Consider the following 19089-nt stretch of genomic DNA (forward strand, 5'->3'; position numbering starts at 1 on the left):
CGTCAGACCCGAACATCACGGCACTTCTCCTGGGCGTCGAGCTCGGCGCACAACCGTCGAAGAGCAGGCCAGTCGAGGTCCGGAAGCTGTACGTTTCTCGCGGTACTGCCGAGGGCGTGCACGAGGCGATCCCGGTAATGCACGGAGTACGTCCAGCCGCCGTGCTCGTTGACGCGCATCCGGACTCCGCAGCCGCTCGCGCGATCCTCGACATAAGCGCCCAGACCTGGCGGGAGGTCCCAGCGCCACGAGATGTCCGGTGGCGAGGAGTCCTGGATTTGATCCCGGAGCTGATCCACCAGATGCCGGTGATACCAGGTCGTCGGCGCGTACTCCGGAAGCCACCAGGCGTCGGGAATGGACACCTCGCGCGCGGGTGCTGCGGCGGCGCGGGCAAACGCCTCCGCACCGGTCAGCGTGCTCGGATCGGCGTACAGGCGGGCCGCGACCGCGTACACCGCGCCCCAATGCCGGGACAGCAGCCGAGCGGTCTCCGCCCAAATGAATGCCGCCAGCTTCTCCTGCGACGGATAGCAGGGCTGGTGCGCCAGGATGTCGGCGCGGAGACCGTCCGGGAGTTCGAGGTCGGGGAAGTAGACCAGGGGCTGCGTGCAATCGGCGAACAACTCGATCCCATCGGAACAGCCGTGAGCGGCAATCGCGAGACGATCCCCGTCGGTGATCGAGACCCCTGCGGCGGCCAGCAGACCGATCTCGGCGACCATCCCGGCCGCCGACTGGATGGCACGTGCCCGCCACTGGCCCGGATCGTGATCCCTACTGGACTGGCGGTAATGCACGGCGCCGAGCCGATCGGGCTGGCGGGGCCGAATCGTCACATACCGGACAGGAAACCCGGTCAACCAGGCCGCGACCAGATGACCAGCCTCGTGGATGGCGGTCTGCCAGCTCTCGGAATGCGCGATTTCCGAGGACAGAAACGTTTCGCTCCGGCCAGCCTCAGAAAACGTGACCCGGCAACCAGGGTCAGGCAGCGCGATCATCGGCCACCACCTCGAGCGCATGGCTGACGACGTCGGCCGGCGGGACGAACAGCTTCTGACGTCCCCGTCCCTCCATGCTGGTCAGCCGCCGAACGCCACTGAGCATCCAGTGGAAACAGCCCGGCTGACCCCAGTCCTGACATTCGGCCCCGCAGTCCGGTCCGGCCCAATGCACCTCGCGTATCCGGCACACGGCGATGAACTCGCCACGAGCCACCTCGTCCTCGCCCACCGCGTGACCGAGGCGCGCACCGTATGCGAATCCGAAGGGATCGAGGGTTTTCCCCGCGTGAATGACCAGCGCGCCATCCCAGCCGCGCGGTGGACGCCAGCTGCGGTTCTCCGGCGGCTTCACGCCGAGCGCGATCCAGTGGCTCCAGGGAGGACGAACGGTGATCGCGAGGACCGGCTCGTCCACCAGTGTGACGGCGGAGGTCATGCGGACACCTCCGGAGTTTCCGTCCGGCACTCCGCGTACTTGGCCTGGTGCTGGAACACGAAGCCGAGATGCACGTCCGGCAGTTCGGGGCGGTGCACGGTCGTGACGAACGAAAAGTCGACGGTGGTGGTTATTGCGGCCTCCAGGACATCGGGTGTGTGCCGGCGGGATTCGGTGCTTGCTGCGTTCATGCCCTCGCCGCCCCGGTGAGCTGGCCGGTGGCGGGGAACTCGTCCCAGAACCGGCCATCCAGCTCGCGTCCGGCCTTGCTCTTGCCGACCCGGCGCATGACCTGCCGATGACCCATATCGTCGAGCGGCGGACCGACCAGCACTTCCCGGCCGACGTTGTACTGCGCCATGCCGATGCCTTGGCCCGCAGGCGCCCATTCGCCCCACTGTTTGAAGAAGAACGCGACGTCGGCGTCCTGGCATTGGTCCCGCAGCGACCGGACCCAGTCCGGCTGCATCGGCCGAGCCTGTGACCCGGACTCACCACCGACGATCACCCAGTCCGGGCGCCGCCCGGCAACTGCGTGTTCGCCGCTGAACCACGGCCCGAGATCAACGTCTTCCAGCAGCGGTTCACACGACAGGAACAGCTTCTTTGCGTTGGTACGCAACAGAACCGGCATGCGCTCCGCTGCCCGTCGGTTGTCCTCGACGGAAGTGCCCAGCCACACGTTCGCCGGCCACGCCTCGGCCCACGGCACCAGCGCGGCCACGTTCTCCGGCCGCTTCGTGAGCAGCTGCCAGATCAACCACGGTGTCTGCTCGATCAACGACCACAGCCGCGCCCGCGCCGCGTCGAGCTGCGCGTTGACCTCCGCCACGGGGTGGACCTCGAACACGTCCGCCATCGACGCGCAGAACACCTTGGCCGGCTGACCAGCGGCCTCGGCGGCGCGGTTCCACTTCAGCGGGTTCCGCCAGTTCGCCTCGGACAGCATCCGGCGCGGCCCCTTCCGCCGCCACAACTCGTGACCCCACCGCGTCGCGGTCGTGTCCGCATAACAGAACCGGCACGCCGGACTCACCCGCGCGCAGCCCCACCACGGATTGAACGTGTGGTCCGTCCACTCGATCTTCGTCGTCTCGCTCATGCCGCACTCCGCTCGGCGCACGACACCTGTCGCGGGCAAACGCCAACCCGGGTTTCACGACCCAGTTCCAGACCAGCCGTCCAGCCGATGTTCGTCTCTCCCATTACGTTTTCCTTAACCAGTGGTAGAAAGCTTCTTCGTCCGCGCCGATCTGTACGACGGAGCCGGTTGCCGAGAATGTCTAATCGCGACGGTGGTTGCGCAGGAGATCTACGAACGAGCGGACCAGAACCACGTCGTCCTCGTTCAATCCGATCAAGTCGAGCACCGGTTGCTGGGGGACCGCGGAGTCGATGGCACCGGCGACCAGCGCGTCTAGCGACAGCCCGTAGACGGCGGCCAGGTCGACCAGCTCCAGCGCGGAAACTTCCCGGCGCCCGGTTTCGATCTCGCACACCGCGCTGCGGCACAGGCTCGGTACCCGAGCGGCGATGCGCTCCTGGCTGAGCCGCGTCGTCCTTCGCAGCTGCTGCAGCCGTGCCGCCAACCGATCCCGCCGTGGATCCCGCGGCCGGGGCGCCGGGCTCACCGCGCACCCCGTGACGCCGGGCAGGTGCCCTTGCCGAGCATCAGCGCTAGCGCCTGTTTCTCGGCCGCGGTGATGGTGAGGTCGTAGAAGTGCTTGACCGCGATCCAGTCGGTGGCGTACGTGCACCAGAAGGACACCAGCGGGGGCTTCCATTCGTCCGGGGCCTTGTCGCTCTTTTCCCGGTTGACGGAACTGGTGACCGCGACCAGCTGCGGGCGGTCCAGATCGTTGGCGAACTGCTGGCGCCGCTCGGTCGTCCACGACTTCGCACCGGATACCCAGGCGTGGCCGAGCGGGACCAGGTGGTCGATATCGAGGTCCCCGGGCTTGGCCCAGGTCGCATTGTCGTAGGGCGAGCGCCACGTTCCCGCCGTGGGATTGCAGTCGGCACCGGCCTTCACGTTGGTGCCTGCCCGCTTGAGCACCAGCTCGCGGGTGTTGCAGCCATGGCCCTGGTCGATCCAGTGCGGGAACTTTTTGCGGTCGTAGTCGCCCATCGAGCTGCGCGGCGCGATCCGGAGCTGCTCCAGTTGCGCCCGTGCACCCTCCGGCACCGGCGAGCGCGACGGCGCGGCCGTGCTGCGGGTGTCGGCGGCCTGCGCGGGGGCCTGCGTGTGACATCCCGTGACCGCCCCTGCAGTCGACACCGCGACAAGCAGGGCGGTGACCAGCCTCAGCATGTTCCTGGGAAAGCTTCGATGTTCTGGTGAGATGTGGTCGACCTCGTTCATTCAGAGGCACCTCCATGCCGAAATGATTTGCTGATCGGGTCCATGTGGCGGACGTCGCCGGGGTGTTCCGGCGACGTAGCGCGCCGGTCGGCTCGGCGGATGCTCGCCAGTGCCTGCTCACAGCCTTCGCGCACGTCACGCATCACCAAGTCGATCGGTACGGCAAGATCGCGGACGATCGCGTAGGCGAGCTGCGTAAGGCGCCAGCGCGCGGCCTCGGCGGGCGTGAGATCCACATCGGACTCGGGAATCACGAGACATCACTCCCCACCAGGCGCGCCGCGGTGTTCGGCGGTGTCGGATACGTTTCGCCGAACGCGGTGCTGTGCAGGCGGATCACGCGCTTGCCGGCCACCATTTCGTCGGCGGCCACCACGAAGTCCTGGTGGGATCCGATCAGCAGCTCGTTCTCGCCTTGCGCGCACGGCACGCCCGAAGAGTTGATGTCCAGAGCTCTGGTGCCGGGGGCGAGGTCGTAGGTGATGGTGACGTTTCCGAAGGTAGGGTCGGGGGCGCCGTTGGTGGTGGTCGAGGTGAACCGGCGTTCGGTGATCGTCTGGCCGACCCGTGATCCGACCGGGCCGTACACCTGCATGGCAGTCGCGGCGGGAATCGCCCGCGTCGCGGCGGTTCGCGTGGCCAGTTTGGAGCGGTTGACAGCGCGGGTGAGCGCAGACACCGTTTGCCGCATGTGGCGCACGTAGTCGCGGTCGTCGGCTGCGTAGGAGGGAACCTGGTTCCCGTTCTCGAGGTACTTGTTGATCGCGCCGAACTCGCCACCGGTGTATCCCGACACGGCCTCGCGCTCGGCTCGACGCAGACCAGCCGCGTTGGGCACATCCGGCTGATTCGCTCCGGAGAGGATCTTTACCGCCTCGATGCCGTCTTCAGCCTCACGGACTCGCTCGCGGGCGCAGGCGGTCCTGGCCGGGTCGTTGGCCGCTTCGGCAGCGGTCAGCGCCTTGCGGGCCCGCCACAGTCGGTTCCGGGCGTTCTTCATGTCACGGTCGGTGCTGTGGCCGCCGGGACAACGGCGCCCACCTTCGGCGAGGGACCGGCACACTGCGGATCACCTCTCCTCGAGATCTGCGATCAAGCAGAGGCGGCCGAGCCCGCAGCTGGCGTGGTCGGGGAAGAGCCGCGCGGGAGCGGGCAGCGAGCCAGGCCGCGTGGGGTTGTCGGGCATGGGCGGAGTCCTCATCGTCATCGTGGTTCGAAGGGTTGCGGAGTGAGCCAGCACAGCAACGCGACGCCGAACAGGAACGTCGGTGTCGGCACCCAACGCCCACAGGGACCACATGCCGACCACGAGCAGCAGCGCGGCGCGACATCGGTTCCGAGAGAGACTCGGGTGCGTCGAGGTACTCCGGCTGCGCGGTCCTGCGGGGTCATCCGTGTCCGGCATGGGCTCTTCTCGGGATTGCGTTCAGCGGGTGTACGGCAACGCGCGGCGAGGGGTCAGCTGCTCGACGAGGTTTTCGAGGTGGCCACCAGCGAGTTCGCCGAGGGCGTAGATCGCCTCGTGCATCGGTTCCGAGTCGACGAGGTAGTTGTCCAGCGCCTCTGAGGCGAGCTCCAGGAGGCTCGTGAGCTCCGAGCAGACGGAGGCCAGCGTGTCGACGAGGGAGGCGAGCTGGGTTTTGCCGTGATGTTCCAATTCGACGGCGAAACGCTTCTTGTCGAGCGTCTTCAGCCGGGTAGGAAGGTCGGCGAGTGCGGCGCAGACCAGATCGGTCTCCGGGAGCGTCGATGCGGCAACGGTGCTCGAATCGGTCATGAGCTTTTCCTGTCAGGGAATCGTGGGGTGAGCGGATTCATTCGGAGGTCGGGTGGATTTGGCGGATCGCCCAGCGCAGTGCCGCGCAGTACGCGTCCTTGCGCTCGGCGGCCGCCGTTCCCGGCCGAGGGGTGTCCGTGTGCTGCTGTGCTCGCAGCTCCGCGGCGAACTGCCTCCGCAGCGCTACGAGGGTTCGTGGCTGGCTGGCGCGCAGCGGCCCGGGCTCGTCGCCGCCGGCGTCCAGAGCGTCCGCGGTGGCGATCAGCCATCGATGCAGGTCCAGCAGCTCCGGATAGGCCTGGGCGATCGTGTGGGCGAGGTCCCGCGCGAGATCCGCTTTCGCGAACCTGACGGCCAACTGGATTTCCTGCTGCCGCGGATCCGGCCGCAGAGACGTCGTCGTGTGCTGAGTGGACAACGGTCCTCCTTGCGGAATGTCGTCGTGCTCGTCGGGATGTCGCGCAGGCATCGTCGCGGCCCGGGGCCTGAATGCCAGCGGACCGTGTCTCAGGTCAGTGGCTGTCGTCCGCCGGTTGGGGGCTGCCGGGCATCGCCTCGACGGCGCCCTGCTCTTCAGCGCGGTTACGGCGCTCGTAGAACTTCCGCCCGTCCTCAGATCGGGTGCAGTCCAGGCCCAGCACGGCGTCGAACTCATCCAGCCGCATCGCGATCACTCCGGGTGGGAGGCGGTGGCGGCGAGCGGCTTGTCGTCCGCGTGCAACGGCACGGTCGGCAGCGCAGTTCGCCACGGCAGGGTCAACAGGTCGTAGGCCTCCTGGTTCCAGCCCGGAGTCGTGCCGATCAGGTCCCGCGCGGCCAGGGCGGGGATCTCGTTGTTCCAGTTGCATGCCATGGCACAGCGGGTCCACCACAGGCCGTCCGCCGCGACGTTGTCGAGCGCGTTCTCCGCGGCGTCGAGAGCAGCGTCCAGTTCCGCTTTCCGGTTCGTGTGGAGCATGTTCCCCGTGGAGACGTAGCTGTCGAGAACCTGTTCGTCACACAGCTCGTCGAAGTACGGGAACCCTGCCCGCACCGCTGCGACCACCTGCGCACCCTGGGGGCCGAGAATCGTCTCCACCGGCATCAGGGCCCGAACCGTCCAGCCGCCCTCGGCTTCCACCGCGTCGTGCGGCTCGGGTACGACGTCTTCGCAGTGCTCGGCGTTGAACAGCTCGCTGTGCAGTGAGACTCGGCCATTGGGGACGACCTTCAGCACTTGGGCGACAAGCGGGACCAGTCGTTTAGGCATCTGGAGAAGGTCGAGCAAGCCGATCGTGTTGTCGTCGAAGGTCTCGACGACCGAGACCGAGCGCGGGTCGCGGTAGGCGGGGATCGGATTCCCCGTCGCGTCGGTGTTCGGTACGAGATCACCGACCTCGGCATTCCGGTTGGCGACGATCATGTAGTGGAACTCTTCGGACATACGTGATCACTCCTGACAGGATTTCGTGGATTCGGTACGGGACAACGGAACCTGGAACTGCCGTGCGAGAGTGGCAAGCACCTCGCACGGCCCCGACACCGTGGCCTCCGGGACGAAACTGCTTTCCCATTCCCCGGCCTCCGGACCGGTCTGCACGCTGCAGGCCGGGCAGACGATGCTCACGCCGTCAGGAAAGGGGCATTCCCAGGACGGATCGTGTAACTGCTCCTCGGGACGGTGGTCGCAGGCGTTCTCGGCGCAGTCCTCGTCCAGCGGGCACACCACCGGCGCATGCGCGACAGCCATCGCCAGCACGCGGATCCGTGTCTCCGGATGCATCTGGTCCTCATCGGACGCCGCATCGAGAATCGCCCGGCACACCCGGACCACCAGCAGCGGGTCGCACACGGCTTCCAGCGCCGCCCGGTCGCGCGTCGGCGGGATCAGGCGATCCAGCTCGTCCCTGATCGCGCCCTGTTCGACAGCGACACTCCAGCCGCAGGCCGGACACCGGTTCGATCGCAGGTACGGGTTGGAATGCTCCCACGCCTTGAAGAGCGGGGCGACGAGCATCGGGTAGGCGCCGCACATCGCCGAGGTGAACCGGAGATGCTGTTGCTGGGTCGGGTCCGCCTTCTCGACATGCGCACGGCGGACCGCGTGCCGCCCGGTGTCCGAGAAGCCGATCAGGAACGAGCCGCCCGGCAGAGTGGGAGCGCCCGAGCTTCGCACGGCGGTCACCGCTCGGCTCCCTGTGCGGCGGGATGGGTGTTGGCGCGCCACTGCACGATCCGGAACGGGATCGGTCGGTGGCGGTGCGAAAACTCGGCCTCCCCGGTGGCGAACATCCCGATCGCCGCGCGGCACTCCCCGTCGGTTTCATAGCCGAGGCCGAGGAGGAAGTTGTCGTGCCCGCGGAGGTTCTCCTGGAAGTCGCACACCGTGTACAGCACGGTGTCCTGCGCCGGGAACGGCTTCGTGCAGGCTACCCAGCGACCATCGTCGCTGACCGCGCGCACGGTGTATGACCGGCGCTCATCCGAGAACCGGATCGCATCGCCGGGTTGCAGGGAGATCTGGGCCTTCATAACGTCTCCTCATCGGTCGGGTCGGCGAGAGCTCGTAGCTGGTCACTGACGACCTGGCGGCGGCTGATGACCTCGACCAGCCACTGCTGCGCCGAGGGCATGCGGGACGCCATGTACTCGTCCTGGCTCAACTCGGTCAGCTCGGCGGCCAGCGTGGTGACGCGGCGGTCGCGCTCGGCGGAGCTCATCGGCTCTTCTTCTTCGTGCTCTTCGAGACCTTGCGGCTGTGGTGCTGGTTGACGGCGGCGCGCCAGGCCTCGAGCGGGCTGAGCATCGGATCGGTCAGCGAGGCGTCGAGCGCCCGGTAGGTCCACCACGGATGCAGCACCGTCCGGACGACCAGGCGCGCGGCGGACAGTCGTGGTCCGGCCGCGGCCGTGACGATGGGGCGGGGCGCAGGTCGGAGACCGATACGGATCAGCGTCGACTTGATCGCGGCGGACGAGGTGATCTCCCAGTAGACGAACCCGAAGATCGAGGCCACGCCGAACGTGACGGCCTTCTGCGTGGGGGCGAACCCCGGGCCGGCGAAGTGCCAGTAGTTCATCACCGAGGCGACCACCGCGCAGACCGCGGAGAACACGCGCAGCGGAATCGCACGATCACCCATGCGCCGTCGCTCGTGCGCGCGCTGATTCGTGCCGATCATCAAGCACTCGAGGAACGCGCCCATGAGCGCCGCGGGGGCTGGAGCGAGCTCCAGCTGGTAGCGCGCGAACGAGGTCTGGCCGTACCAGGCGACCGCCATGGTGCCGGCGACCGGCAGCCAGATCGGAGCGGTGCGGATCACCTGAAGGAGCGTGGCGAGACCGCTCTGCCCGGTGCTCGTCGCCAGGTGGCGCCAGCTGGTGGGCGCGCTGGCGCCAGCCGATCGCCAGCTGGCGCCTGGCGTGCCAGCGGTGGCGCCGTGATCATCGTCAGCCTCGACGGAGTGCAGAATTCGCCCTGATGAGGGCGCTGGCGGCTGCTGGCGGGGGAGCATGACAGCTCCCTGGGTCTGCTGTTGGTACTGGGAGAGGAGACGACGGGCACGCGACTCGCCTATGCCGAGGTGATTCGCGACGGTCGGGCGCCCAGGGATCTGCCCGGTTTTCCGGTGAAGCGCCTCCAGCTGCCGCAGCAGCTGAGCGTCCGTGAGGTCAGTGATCGGATCGGACATCGGTATCCGTTCTTCCCGTGGAAGGTCAGGCGTCCAGCGCGGACTGCACCTCGGCGACGACCTCGAGCGCGCACTCGTGCGCCACGATCAGCTCGGCGGCCTGGGGATTCGAGAACGCCTTGAGCAGTTCGAGGCGGGTGGTCAATTCGTCGACGACCTTCTTGGCGGCCGACGGCGCGAGGGCACCGGTCTTCACCGCCGCGGCGAGCGCCACCTGGTTCTTCTGCATCTGCTCGCGCAGGGCCTTGAGCAGCGCGTCGAACACGGCCTTGTCCAGCACCGCGCTCAGCGCACGGATCTCGTGCTGATCGAGGTGGGCCTGCGGAACGATCGTGGGCATGAGACGTCTTCCTTGCTTCGAGGTCAGGGGGTCTTCGTGTCCCAGCGCCGGCCGCCCTGGATGACACCTTGCGGGCGGAAGATCGCGGCCTGGAGACGGCACTGGTCGAGGACGGGGCAGGACTCGCAGATCGCCGTGGCGAGCCGGTTGTCGCTCTTGGGTGAGGCGACGTCCCACCAGTCCGGATTGACTCCGGGGCGGGTGCACGCCGCGCCGGGGAGCTCGGCGACGGCCTCGGCGGGAAGCGCCATCAACCCTCCTTAACTAGTGTATTAACAAATACAGTAACACGTGTATTGACCAATATGTAAGAGCGCCCTGCGGGAAGCCGCCAGGCCGGCGGCTCGGCTGGTGCCAGCCCTGGCGGGCGGCTGGCACCAGCGCGCCCGCCAGGGCTGGCACCAGGCCGTCCGCCAGCGTGATCAGAGGTGGCGGGGAACTTCGTCGCGCAGATCGCGCTCAGCAACGCCCGCTGAGCCGAATCCGGGATCCTCGGGGTCCGCGACGCGGTACTCGAGCTCGACACGATCGGAGTCGTCAAGCTCGGTGATGCCTTCGATCGCCACCGTCACCAGCTCGCCGTCGATCTCCAGCTCGACGACATCACCGTTGTCCAGTTCGGCCACGTCGACCGGCTCGGTCCGCACCGTCTCCGGCTCGGGTGCCGCGACGTCCTCGCCGGCGAGGAACGCGTCCACGTCGACCTCGGGACCCAGCAGGACGTCACGGGACTTGGTGCCCTGCGCGGGCCCGACGACGCCAAGCTCCTCCAGCTGGCTCATCAGGGTCGCAGCCTTCTGGTGACCGATTCGCAGCTTGCGCTGCAGCATCGACGTCGACCCGAACTGCGAGGACACGATCAGTTCGATCGCCATCCGCTGAATGTCGGGTTCTTGCTGGTCATCGGGCATGGCGCCACTGGCTGGCGGCTCCTGGCGGCCGGCCTGGCGCTGGCTGGCGCCAGCTCCGCCAGCCTGGCGGGCGCTGGTGGTGGATGGCGGTTCTTCAGGCGCCGAGTGGTCGTCCTGGTCTCCCAGTGGCTCGCCGGTTTCTGCCTCGACCCGCTCGCTGGCGGCCTCCCAGCGCTTCTTGTATTCCTCCATCTCTTCACGGGCGGCCTGCTCTTCCGCCACCGGATCGATCTCGATGATCCCGGGCAGCAACCTGTGGTCGGCCGCGGTCTGAGAGGCGCGGGCCTGCGCGGCCAGCTCGAGCATCACGGCCTCCGCGTCGCTGCCGGGCGGGCAGTCCTCGATCTCAGCCGGGTCCGGTGTCCAGTAGCCCTGCAGCGGCTCGACCCCGTTGCCGATCTTGACCGTGGCCCGGCCGGCGATCGGGACGTCCTCGACCTGGCCGTCGTCGCCGATGCGGGGCTCGGTGACGCGCTGCTCGACCCGGTAGGAGTCGAACGCCATCCGTGCCGCCTCGGCCTCGATCTCGCCCGTGGCGTAGACGCTGGCCAGGTTGCCGCGTGCCTCACCGGGGATGTACTTCACGTCCGGCCGCTGGTGCGCCAGCACCAGGAACACCCTGACCTGGCGGCCGAGCCGGGCGATCGACCACAGCGCCTGCACCGCCGGGGACTCCTTCGGCGGGCGTGTTCCGGCGCGCTCTTCGGGGGCGGTCGACAGCCATTCCTCGATCGCGGCGAGATTCATCGCCGGGATCGCCTCGGTGTTCTCGTCGATGATGAGACCCAGGGGAGTGAAGTCCGCGGGCGTGGCCTGGCGCCACTCACAGGCCCGGTACCGGCGCATCATCTCCTCGTAGATCGCCAGGACCACCGCGGCCATCGTGTGCCCGCGCGTGGCGATCCGGTCGTGGGAGACACCCCATCCGACGTGGTCGAGAAGACGAGCGCCGGGCGGCGCGTCGGACCCGTCAGCGAACGGGTCGTTGCGTCCGAAACCGCGCCGGTAGCCCAGCAGTTTCGGGTCGAGCAAGTAGCAGTCCCATCCGAAGATGAGCATCATGATGAGCAGGGTTCGGATGAGCGACGACTTGCCCTGGCCGGTGGGGCCGAGGATCAGCAGATGAGGCCATTTCCACGGCTGCCAGTAGCCCAGGCGTCCCCCGCGGCGAGGGCCGAGCGGCAGTGAAACGGGGGGCCGGTCGGGCAGGTTGAGCAGGTCGCGAGGCCGCGGAATCGGGGCGCTCGTCGGCAGCGGAACGCCCGGCCTGATGACGATCTCGTGGTGCTGCGGAACCCACACGACGGCCCATGCTCCGGTGGGGCTGAGCACCTTCTTCGACAGCACGGATTGGAACCGCGATTGGAAGCCGGGGCTGATGTCCTTGGTCGTAGTGTCGTAACTCAACGTGATCGTCGGGTTGGATTCGTCCTCGATTTTCGTCTTCTCGCGGACGAAGTCGAGGCCCGCCAGCAGACCCGAGAGGTTGGTGTGAATGGCGACCAGAAGAGGCCGGTCGTCCCACCAGTTCGCGGCCTTCTCGGGGGGCGCGAGAGACCAGACGACGGTCCGTTTCCGGGGAGTGTGGGTGGCCTTCAGCGGTCCGGCGGCGAGCGGATTGAGGGCCTTCACGACCGCGACTTCGAGATCCACGGCGAAGTGGATGTGGCGCGCGTAGCGCACCTGGCCGGAGATGATCCGACCTGAAGTCCGACGAACCTTGCAACGGAGGGTGTCAGGATGGACACGGAATGCGTAGGCAAGAGTTGATGCCAGCTGGCGCTCACGGGCCCGTGAGGTCCTGATGGCGAGCATGACGGAGCCCAGGCCGAGCGCGAGGGCGAGGCTGGACCATGCGACTGGGTCGGCGTATGTAGAGATCGCGTCGACGATGTCCCTGCGCGAGGAACTGGTGGGCGGGATCTTGCCGGCGAAGTAGGGCGCGGTGAAACCAAGAAGCGCGATGGCCAGCAGACCGAAGACGATCCGCTTCAGGTGGGGAGAGGTCGGGGGAGCGGTCTTCGCGGCACCGCCGGGCGGTTTGGTCATGGTCATCGAGACCACCCGCTCCGGGCGGAAACTTCTCCTGGAGCTTCTGCTGAGAGTCCTTCTCCCGGTGCGCGAGAGGAGCCGACCCCGGCGACCTTTAAAACGGGCGACGGTGCGCCGGGGTCAATCCTATCGCGTGTGTCAACGCGAAGACAAATACACGTGTTAACCAGGGTGGCGCTCCGGAGCGGCCGGCGGGCCGTCCGGGACCGCGGCGGATCTAGCGGGAGGGACGGCCGCGGCGCAGGTTGCTGACCCGCGGGAACGGCTTGCCCTCGTTGTACTTGTTCTGCAGCTGCGTGATGAGCTTCCGCGCTCCCGGCTCGAAGATGTCCGACAGCGACCTGATGTTGGCCTCGGGGACGTAGGCCCCCAGGTAGTGTGCCGCTGCGCGTGCGCTCTCGACGAGATCCTCGTCCAGGTACAGGGTGCGAGCGACCCTGACGCTCTCGTCGTCCGACGACTTGCTCTCGGACTCGTCGTTCGACGACGGCTTGCGCGCAGCGTTCATCGCGATTCTCCTTGGAGGACTCGGGCCGGGGAGGTGGGGCGCCCGCAGCTGCCCGGGGCCGCGGGGCGAGGTGTGCGGGCACCGGCTGAGCCAGGGGCATGGGCCCGGGGTGACCACAGGTCGACACCCTGCCATCGCGAACACGGAGCGTAGTTATTTTGTGCATGCACGTGCACACCTGGCCGTGTATGTACGTGCCCGTTGCGTGCGTGTGTTCGCGGCATGCACATGACGGTAACTGGTCGGCCCAGAACCCGCCTCGGTGATCCGGAGATGCGGGTGTGGCAGCGGTCGGCGGCGTCGCCATCTCGGCTCCTCTCTGTCAACAGGTACGTTAACCTACACACAAATACGTGTACTACCTTAGGCACTAATTAGTGTGTTAACGTGTTTTGACGTTGCGCCCGGCCCGCCGGCCACCTCCCCGCCGCGGCGCGACGCAGGACCTCGACCGTGAACGGAGCACTTCCCATGACGACCGTGACCGACCTGGCCGCCGGGGCCCTCGGAACGAAGAACCTCAACGACTGGCTGCTGGACAACATCGTCCCGCTGATCCTGCTGGCAGTAGCGCTGCTTCTGCTGTGGCTCGGCGGCAGCAAAGGCGACAACGCGGGCGTCATGCGGCGCCTCGCCGGCGTGGTGATCGCGCTGGCGATCATCGGCCTCGCCGTCTCCGGCGCGGGCGTCAACGTCGGCAAGTGGATCTCCGGCCTGTTCACCAGCTGATCCGACGAGGAGGCCGACTTCCCGTGCGCATCTCCACCGACGACGAGGTGTACAACGTGCCCTCGGTGTGGCTCGGCCCGCCCGAGATCACCTTTCCCTGGCGAGCCCGATACGTCTCCTACCTGATCTTCGGCGCCCTGTTCCTGCCCGTCTTCGCGGTCATCAAGGCGCTCTTCGGGCTCGGCTTCTTCTCGATCGCCTGGAGCATCCTCATCACCGTCGTCCTCACCCGGATCCTGGCGAAACGGATCGCCACCGAACGTCCGCTGAGCGCTGTCGCGCTGATGTCGGTGCACGAGCTCACCGCACCGCGGCAGAAGACGAAGACCGAGGGCGGTGCTGTCGCGACCACGTCGGTCACGATCCGCGAAACTCACCGGCCGCGTCGCCGCTCATCCCCGCAATCTGGTCCCGCCCGCGGCCGCGCCGCAGCAACCGGGGCCCGGGAGGTTCCCCGTGCGTAAGACCCAGCAATCCATCACGTCGTGGCCCGCCCAACCCGTGCCGGGATCCGGAACAAACGCCGCGGCGTCGGCGCCGAGTGCCCCCAAGAAGACGAAGACGTCGAAGGCGAAACGCCGCAACCAGCGTCGGCTCACCGGCCCGACAGCGGCGAAGCCCTACGTTCCGACCATCGCGGTTCGCTCTATCGACGGGCACATCGTCCGCACCCAGACCACGGTGACGGCCTGGTACCGGCTGCGCCCCCAGCGCTGGGAGTTCCGCTCCGACCACGACCGGACGCTGCTGATGCAGGCGATCGCCGGACAATACGCCGACCTCAAGGGTCGCTGGCTGCACCTGCGTGTGACGAGCCGACCGTATCCGATCAGCGCGTGGGCCGAAGCCCACGTACGCAACGTGCAACACCAGCTCCCGGACACCCCGGGCGCACTGACCTTCGACGACTACATGGTCGGCGAGCAGATGCAGCTGCGCGGCCTCGGCATGTCCAACAAGGAAGTATTCCTCGGCGTCGAGGTGCGGCGCCGGAAACTCACCGACACGCTCGTCGAGCAGGCCCGCCCTGTGCTGGAACGGGTCTGGCCCACCCTGGTCGACGCCGAACTCACCGCGCTGGAAGACGAGGTCGGCCACATCGACAACGTCATCGGCGGCGAGGGCCTCCAGGGACGTCCGGTCAGCGATCGCGAGATGCACTGGCTGATGACCCGCTCGTGCCAGCTCGGTCTGCCCGTCCGGAAAGACGAAGCCACCGCAGGCACCGGGCAGTGGGACGAAGAAGACCTCGCCGCGTTCAGCGCGGGCGCGGACTTCTTCACCGAGCCCTACGCCCCGACCGTGACGGTGCGCGGCCGTGCCGGCCGGAACGCCGGCGTGCAACGCCAGGTCGCCGTCCTGACCCTCGGCCGGATGCAGGACCTGATCATCCCCGAGCGCGACCAGCCGTGGATGCAGCTGGCCGACACACTGCCGGTGCCCGTGGAATGGTCGGCGCGCTTCTACATCCGCCACGACGACGAGGTCAAGGCCGAACTGGACCGCAACGTCGACAAGGTCAACAGCCAGTACAGGCACTACACCGAGGAGCACGGGCGGGCCGCGCCGAAGCAGCTCGAGCGGCAAGCGGCCCGCGCCCACGACATCGAGGACGAGCTGTCCGCCGGATTCCACCGCGGCAACACCCGCCTCTACGGCTGGTGGCGCCTGGCCGTGTCCGGCCGCAGCAGCCGCGAGGCCCTGAAGTACGCCCAACGGATCGTCGACCTCGCCAAGCCGGAGATCGAGATCGAACATCCCGAGGCCCAATACAGGATGGCGCGGGAATTCATCCCGGGCGAACCGCTGGCCTCGACGGCCTACCGGCGTCGTGGCTCGGTGCTCTGGGCGGCCTCGGCCATGCCGAGCGCGACCGCTCAGGTGGGGGACCGGCGCGGCGTCCTGCTCGGCGAAACCGCCGGAGGCATACGACGCCCCGTCGCGTGGGACCCGTGGCTGGCCCAGGAAACCCGCAACGGCTCCGGCCTGACCGCGATGGTCGCCGGGCTCGGCGGCGGCAAGTCCTTCCTTGGCGGCGGCATCGTCTACAAGACGCTGCGCGCGGGCGCGCATTGGATGATCCTCGACCCGTCCGGCCCGCTCGCCCGGCTCGCCCAGATGCCCGAACTGCGGCCCTACTCCCGGGTCATCAACCTGCTCGATGCCCAGCCCGGCATTCTCAACCCCTACCGGGTGGTGCCCGAGCCGGTGCGGGAGGACTTCGAGGACGAAACTGATCCGGCGAAGGCTCTGGCCCGAGCCCGCACTCTCGCCTCGGCAACACGCCGGCGCCTGTGCCTCGATGTCCTCATGGGTGTACTGCCCTACGCCCTCGCACGTGACGCGCAGACGCATATCGTGCTGCTGGGCGCAATCCGCGCCGTCGGGGGAGGGATCGATCGCCACCCCGGCTTGGTAATCAGCCAGCTCCAGCGCACCACCGGCGAACATCGCGAGCATGCCCAGATCGTCGCCGACGCTCTCGACGACCTCCGCAGCCAGCTTGCGCTGCTCATCCCCGAGGACGGCATCGATCCGTACGCGCAGATGCGGCAGGACCGCCTGACCGTACTGACGATGCCTGGCCTCGTGCTACCGCAAGGCGACAAGCCACGCGAGGTCTGGACCGACGCCGAAGCCCTCGGTGTCGAACTGTTGTCGCTCTCGGCGTGGCTGACCCAACGCCAGCTCTACACCGGCCCGCCCGGATATTTCGCGGAAACCGGCATGCGGTGGAAGGACCAGCGCAAAGGGGTTTGGATCGATGAGGCGTTCTTCCTGTCGCAGGTCTCGGCCGGGCGGGTGCTGATGGATCGCATGGCCAGGGATTCCCGCAAATGGAACGTTCGGGTGTTGCTGTCCTCCCAGGTGCCAGCGGACTTCCTGCGAATCCCTGGGTTCGCCGCACTGGTCGACTCGGTCCTCGTGGGCCGGCTATCCGGCGAAGCCGAGGTCGCCGACGCGCTGCGCCTGCTGGGGATTCCCGTCGGCGTCGGCTACGAAGCGGTGCTTGAGCGGCTGGCCCAACTCCCCAACACCATGGACGAGATCGACGGCGCGGAACCTGGCTTCGGTACCCAGGTCACGCAACAGCAGGCAGCTCGAGCACCACGGCAGTTTCTGTTCAACGACGGCGGCGGCGGGCTGGAGAGGATCTGCATCGACTTCTCCGGTGACCACCTGGCAGGCCTGCGCGACGCCCTCGACACCACACCCGGGGCGCCCGCACAGATCACCGCGAGCACGCCGCCGGTGCCGCCGCTCCAGCAGCACCTCCAGCAGCACCTCGAGCAGCCCGACCAGAACACGGACCACGACGCCGAACTCGACATCGCCCTCAACGGCGCGGCGAACAACCACTACCTCAGCCCGCAGCTCGGAGGCTCGTCGTGAACATCTCGGCTCGATCCGCGACCCGCACGCTCCGAGCCACGGCTCGCCGCCGCCCTCGGCTGCTCGCGGTCCTGGCGACCGCCATGATCATGGGGTTGCAGGTCGTTCTCGGCGCCCCCGCCGCGGTCGCCGACAGCGACTGTGCCCGGCCCCCCACGGTCGAGGTCGCCAACGGCGGCCTCGTCGGCGTCATCGACCCGTCAATCGGTCAAGGAATCGCGGAACCGCCTTCGCCCTACTACCTGTACGGCTACTCCGGTCAGCGCTGGCATGTCTACGACGTCGGCACCCGCATCCTGGGCTGCCAGGACACCAGCGCCAACATCAATACCTGGATCGGCAATCTCATGCTCGACGGCGGCAAGGTCATCGTCGCAGCCCACAACGGCCTCTACTACGGGGTGATAACCGGCGGCATCGGTGACCGGCTCGACGAGCTCGTTCGGCAGGGCTCCATGGCCAGCTTCGACGGATTCGCCGTGCCCTTCCTGCCGATCGCCCTGCTCCTGGTCGGCATCGCCGTGTTCCGGTACGTCTTCTCCGGAAAGAACGCCGGCGCGGCGAAGAGCGGAGTCCGCGTCCTGGCAGGACTCGGGCTCATCGCCGCGACCGCGCTGTCCCCGCTGACCTACAGCTACCTCTTCGACGACCTGATCCTGAGTTCCGCCCACGACGTCCAGGCCAAGATGCAGAAACAGATGTACGGGGAGGGCATGCCGCAGCGCGACACACCCCCGACCAAAATGCACACCTACGTCGTGTACGAGAACTGGGTACGCGGCGAATTCGGCGACCCGCACACCATCCTCGCCGCAAATCTCGGCCCTCGGCTACTGGCAGACCAAGCGTGCAACTGGACCGAGCTGCACCACACCGGCTGCGATCCCAACGCGAAGCGAGAAGACTTCAAGAAGGTCGCCGAGGAAGTCAAAGCGAAAGGCAACTACGCGGCCTTCACCGGTGAATCCGGGCGACCAGGCAGTGGTCTCGCCGCGCTGTACGAAGGCGTGGTCATGGGGCTGTTCCCGCTGATCTGCAAGGCCGCAGTCCTGATCGGCCAATTGCTGATGCGTGCCCTGGTCCTCTTCGGACCGATCGTCGGCATGTTGTGCTTCCTGCCCGAGGTCGGTCGCCGCGTCGGCCGCACCATCGGCACCGTGCTGGTGCTGAGCATCGCGCTCAGCGCCGTAGCGGAACTCCACACCTTCATGGAGATCAAGGTCATCGAGAGCAACATGGCCTTCGGGTTCCAGCTGATCGTGATGACCCTGCTGACGATGTTGGTCTGGGGCGTGACCCGCCCGGTGAAGCGGCTGCGCCAGATGGTCACCGCCGCACTGCACCTGACGCCCGGCGGGAGCCCGCTGGCGCATTCGCTCACGAAGGCCGCGCAAACCTGGCACCAGCAACGATGGATGCGTCGCCTCTACAAGGGCAACAAAAAGCGCCACTTCGACCGGGAATGGTGGCTCGGCCCCGAACCCGGCTACCCCAGCTGGCCGCACGAGGAAACAGGCCCCGCACCGATCCGTGCCGAAGCCTCGAGGGCTTCCGGATTCGACGCCACACGACCAGGCATCCGCGGCAACGTCGTGCACGGCCTCGCGGCCGGCCGGACAAACGGTGACCCCGGTGCCACCGGCAACAACCGACCGGGCGGCACACCACCGCGCGAGCCCGGCGGTGGCGGTGCGGGAACCGCGGCGCGCGGCCCAATCCGCGTACCCGAGGCGGTTCGCGTGGATCGAGAACATCCGGACCGTCCCGACCAGGATCCGGGGCAGCGGCCTGGGATCCAGGGCACCCCGTCCCGGCGGGAGCTGCCAGCTGGGACCGGTCGCTCCGAGGCGACGACTTCCGAGGCCAGCGACGGCATCCTCGGCGACGGCGCAGGCGAGGACGAC

Annotated in this window: 24 protein-coding genes; 4 read left to right on the forward strand and 20 right to left on the reverse strand. The window is 67.9% G+C overall.

Going from position 1 to position 19089, the window contains the following annotated elements; translation table 11 throughout:
- Positions 1–2: 2 nt before the first annotated feature.
- The 20 genes from ACFW0G_RS22010 to ACFW0G_RS22105 form a co-directional block, all read right to left on the reverse strand.
- The gene (locus ACFW0G_RS22010; protein WP_378327223.1) at positions 3–1004 is read right to left on the reverse strand and encodes a hypothetical protein; all 1002 of its coding nucleotides are present in this window, start codon (positions 1002–1004) and stop codon (positions 3–5) included.
- Entirely contained in the window at positions 988–1443 is a 456-nt protein-coding gene (locus ACFW0G_RS22015) for a hypothetical protein (RefSeq protein WP_378327224.1), read from the reverse strand. Before ACFW0G_RS22015 ends, ACFW0G_RS22010 begins: the two co-directional genes overlap by 17 nt.
- Positions 1440–1634, reverse strand: a complete 195-nt coding sequence (locus ACFW0G_RS22020; protein ID WP_378327225.1) for a hypothetical protein — start codon at positions 1632–1634, stop codon at positions 1440–1442. The genes ACFW0G_RS22015 and ACFW0G_RS22020 overlap by 4 nt, the downstream gene beginning before the upstream one ends.
- Positions 1631–2545, reverse strand: a complete 915-nt coding sequence (locus ACFW0G_RS22025) for a DUF5131 family protein (RefSeq protein WP_378327226.1) — start codon at positions 2543–2545, stop codon at positions 1631–1633. The genes ACFW0G_RS22020 and ACFW0G_RS22025 overlap by 4 nt, the downstream gene beginning before the upstream one ends.
- 181 nt (positions 2546–2726) lie before the next feature.
- Positions 2727–3032, reverse strand: coding sequence for a helix-turn-helix domain-containing protein (locus ACFW0G_RS22030; protein WP_378327227.1), 306 nt, complete (start codon positions 3030–3032; stop codon positions 2727–2729).
- Between the two features lie 38 nt (positions 3033–3070).
- Positions 3071–3754 carry an HNH endonuclease family protein gene (locus ACFW0G_RS22035; RefSeq protein WP_378327279.1) on the reverse strand — a complete coding sequence of 228 codons (684 nt, stop codon included), beginning with the start codon at positions 3752–3754 and terminating at the stop codon, positions 3071–3073.
- Between the two features lie 47 nt (positions 3755–3801).
- Positions 3802–4059: a hypothetical protein gene (locus tag ACFW0G_RS22040; protein WP_378327228.1), complete on the reverse strand. Its 258-nt coding sequence runs from the start codon at positions 4057–4059 to the stop codon at positions 3802–3804.
- Positions 4056–4805 (reverse strand): ADP-ribosyltransferase, encoded by a 750-nt coding sequence (locus ACFW0G_RS22045; protein WP_378327229.1) that lies wholly within the window; start codon positions 4803–4805, stop codon positions 4056–4058. The genes ACFW0G_RS22040 and ACFW0G_RS22045 overlap by 4 nt, the downstream gene beginning before the upstream one ends.
- A gap of 426 nt (positions 4806–5231) precedes the next feature.
- Positions 5232–5582, reverse strand: coding sequence for a hypothetical protein (locus tag ACFW0G_RS22050; protein ID WP_378327230.1), 351 nt, complete (start codon positions 5580–5582; stop codon positions 5232–5234).
- 37 nt (positions 5583–5619) lie between these two features.
- Positions 5620–6000, reverse strand: a complete 381-nt coding sequence (locus tag ACFW0G_RS22055; RefSeq protein ID WP_378327231.1) for a hypothetical protein — start codon at positions 5998–6000, stop codon at positions 5620–5622.
- A 94-nt stretch (positions 6001–6094) separates the two neighbouring features.
- Positions 6095–6247 carry a hypothetical protein gene (locus ACFW0G_RS22060; protein ID WP_378327232.1) on the reverse strand — a complete coding sequence of 51 codons (153 nt, stop codon included), beginning with the start codon at positions 6245–6247 and terminating at the stop codon, positions 6095–6097.
- Between the two features lie 5 nt (positions 6248–6252).
- Positions 6253–7005, reverse strand: a complete 753-nt coding sequence (locus ACFW0G_RS22065) for a hypothetical protein (RefSeq protein ID WP_378327233.1) — start codon at positions 7003–7005, stop codon at positions 6253–6255.
- 6 nt (positions 7006–7011) lie between these two features.
- Positions 7012–7746, reverse strand: coding sequence for a hypothetical protein (locus ACFW0G_RS22070; protein ID WP_378327234.1), 735 nt, complete (start codon positions 7744–7746; stop codon positions 7012–7014).
- Positions 7743–8093: a hypothetical protein gene (locus tag ACFW0G_RS22075; protein ID WP_378327235.1), complete on the reverse strand. Its 351-nt coding sequence runs from the start codon at positions 8091–8093 to the stop codon at positions 7743–7745. The genes ACFW0G_RS22070 and ACFW0G_RS22075 overlap by 4 nt, the downstream gene beginning before the upstream one ends.
- Positions 8090–8281 (reverse strand): hypothetical protein, encoded by a 192-nt coding sequence (locus tag ACFW0G_RS22080; protein ID WP_378327236.1) that lies wholly within the window; start codon positions 8279–8281, stop codon positions 8090–8092. Before ACFW0G_RS22080 ends, ACFW0G_RS22075 begins: the two co-directional genes overlap by 4 nt.
- Positions 8278–9252: a hypothetical protein gene (locus ACFW0G_RS22085; protein WP_378327237.1), complete on the reverse strand. Its 975-nt coding sequence runs from the start codon at positions 9250–9252 to the stop codon at positions 8278–8280. Before ACFW0G_RS22085 ends, ACFW0G_RS22080 begins: the two co-directional genes overlap by 4 nt.
- Before the next feature lie 25 nt (positions 9253–9277).
- On the reverse strand, positions 9278–9592 hold the full coding sequence (locus tag ACFW0G_RS22090; protein WP_378327238.1) for a hypothetical protein: 315 nt from the start codon (positions 9590–9592) through the stop codon (positions 9278–9280).
- 23 nt (positions 9593–9615) lie between these two features.
- Positions 9616–9843 (reverse strand): hypothetical protein, encoded by a 228-nt coding sequence (locus tag ACFW0G_RS22095; protein ID WP_378327239.1) that lies wholly within the window; start codon positions 9841–9843, stop codon positions 9616–9618.
- Positions 9844–10014: 171 nt separating this feature from the next.
- Positions 10015–12552 (reverse strand): DNA translocase FtsK, encoded by a 2538-nt coding sequence (locus ACFW0G_RS22100; RefSeq protein ID WP_378327240.1) that lies wholly within the window; start codon positions 12550–12552, stop codon positions 10015–10017.
- Positions 12553–12772: 220 nt separating this feature from the next.
- A complete protein-coding gene (locus tag ACFW0G_RS22105) occupies positions 12773–13063 on the reverse strand; it encodes a hypothetical protein (protein ID WP_378327241.1) in 291 nt (96 codons plus the stop codon).
- 471 nt (positions 13064–13534) lie between these two features.
- Between ACFW0G_RS22105 and ACFW0G_RS22110 the strand changes: the two genes are divergently transcribed.
- The 4 genes from ACFW0G_RS22110 to ACFW0G_RS22125 all read left to right on the forward strand — a co-directional run.
- On the forward strand, positions 13535–13792 hold the full coding sequence (locus ACFW0G_RS22110; RefSeq protein ID WP_378327242.1) for a hypothetical protein: 258 nt from the start codon (positions 13535–13537) through the stop codon (positions 13790–13792).
- A gap of 23 nt (positions 13793–13815) precedes the next feature.
- Positions 13816–14256 (forward strand): hypothetical protein, encoded by a 441-nt coding sequence (locus tag ACFW0G_RS22115; RefSeq protein WP_378327243.1) that lies wholly within the window; start codon positions 13816–13818, stop codon positions 14254–14256.
- Positions 14257–14293: 37 nt separating this feature from the next.
- Positions 14294–17185, forward strand: a complete 2892-nt coding sequence (locus ACFW0G_RS22120) for an ATP-binding protein (protein WP_378327280.1) — start codon at positions 14294–14296, stop codon at positions 17183–17185.
- Positions 17182–19089, forward strand: a 1908-nt coding sequence (locus ACFW0G_RS22125; protein WP_378327244.1) for a hypothetical protein, incomplete at its 3' end; no start/stop codon positions are given. The genes ACFW0G_RS22120 and ACFW0G_RS22125, both read left to right, overlap by 4 nt.

Source organism: Amycolatopsis sp. NPDC058986 (assembly GCF_042741125.1).
GTDB lineage: Bacteria > Actinomycetota > Actinomycetes > Mycobacteriales > Pseudonocardiaceae > Amycolatopsis.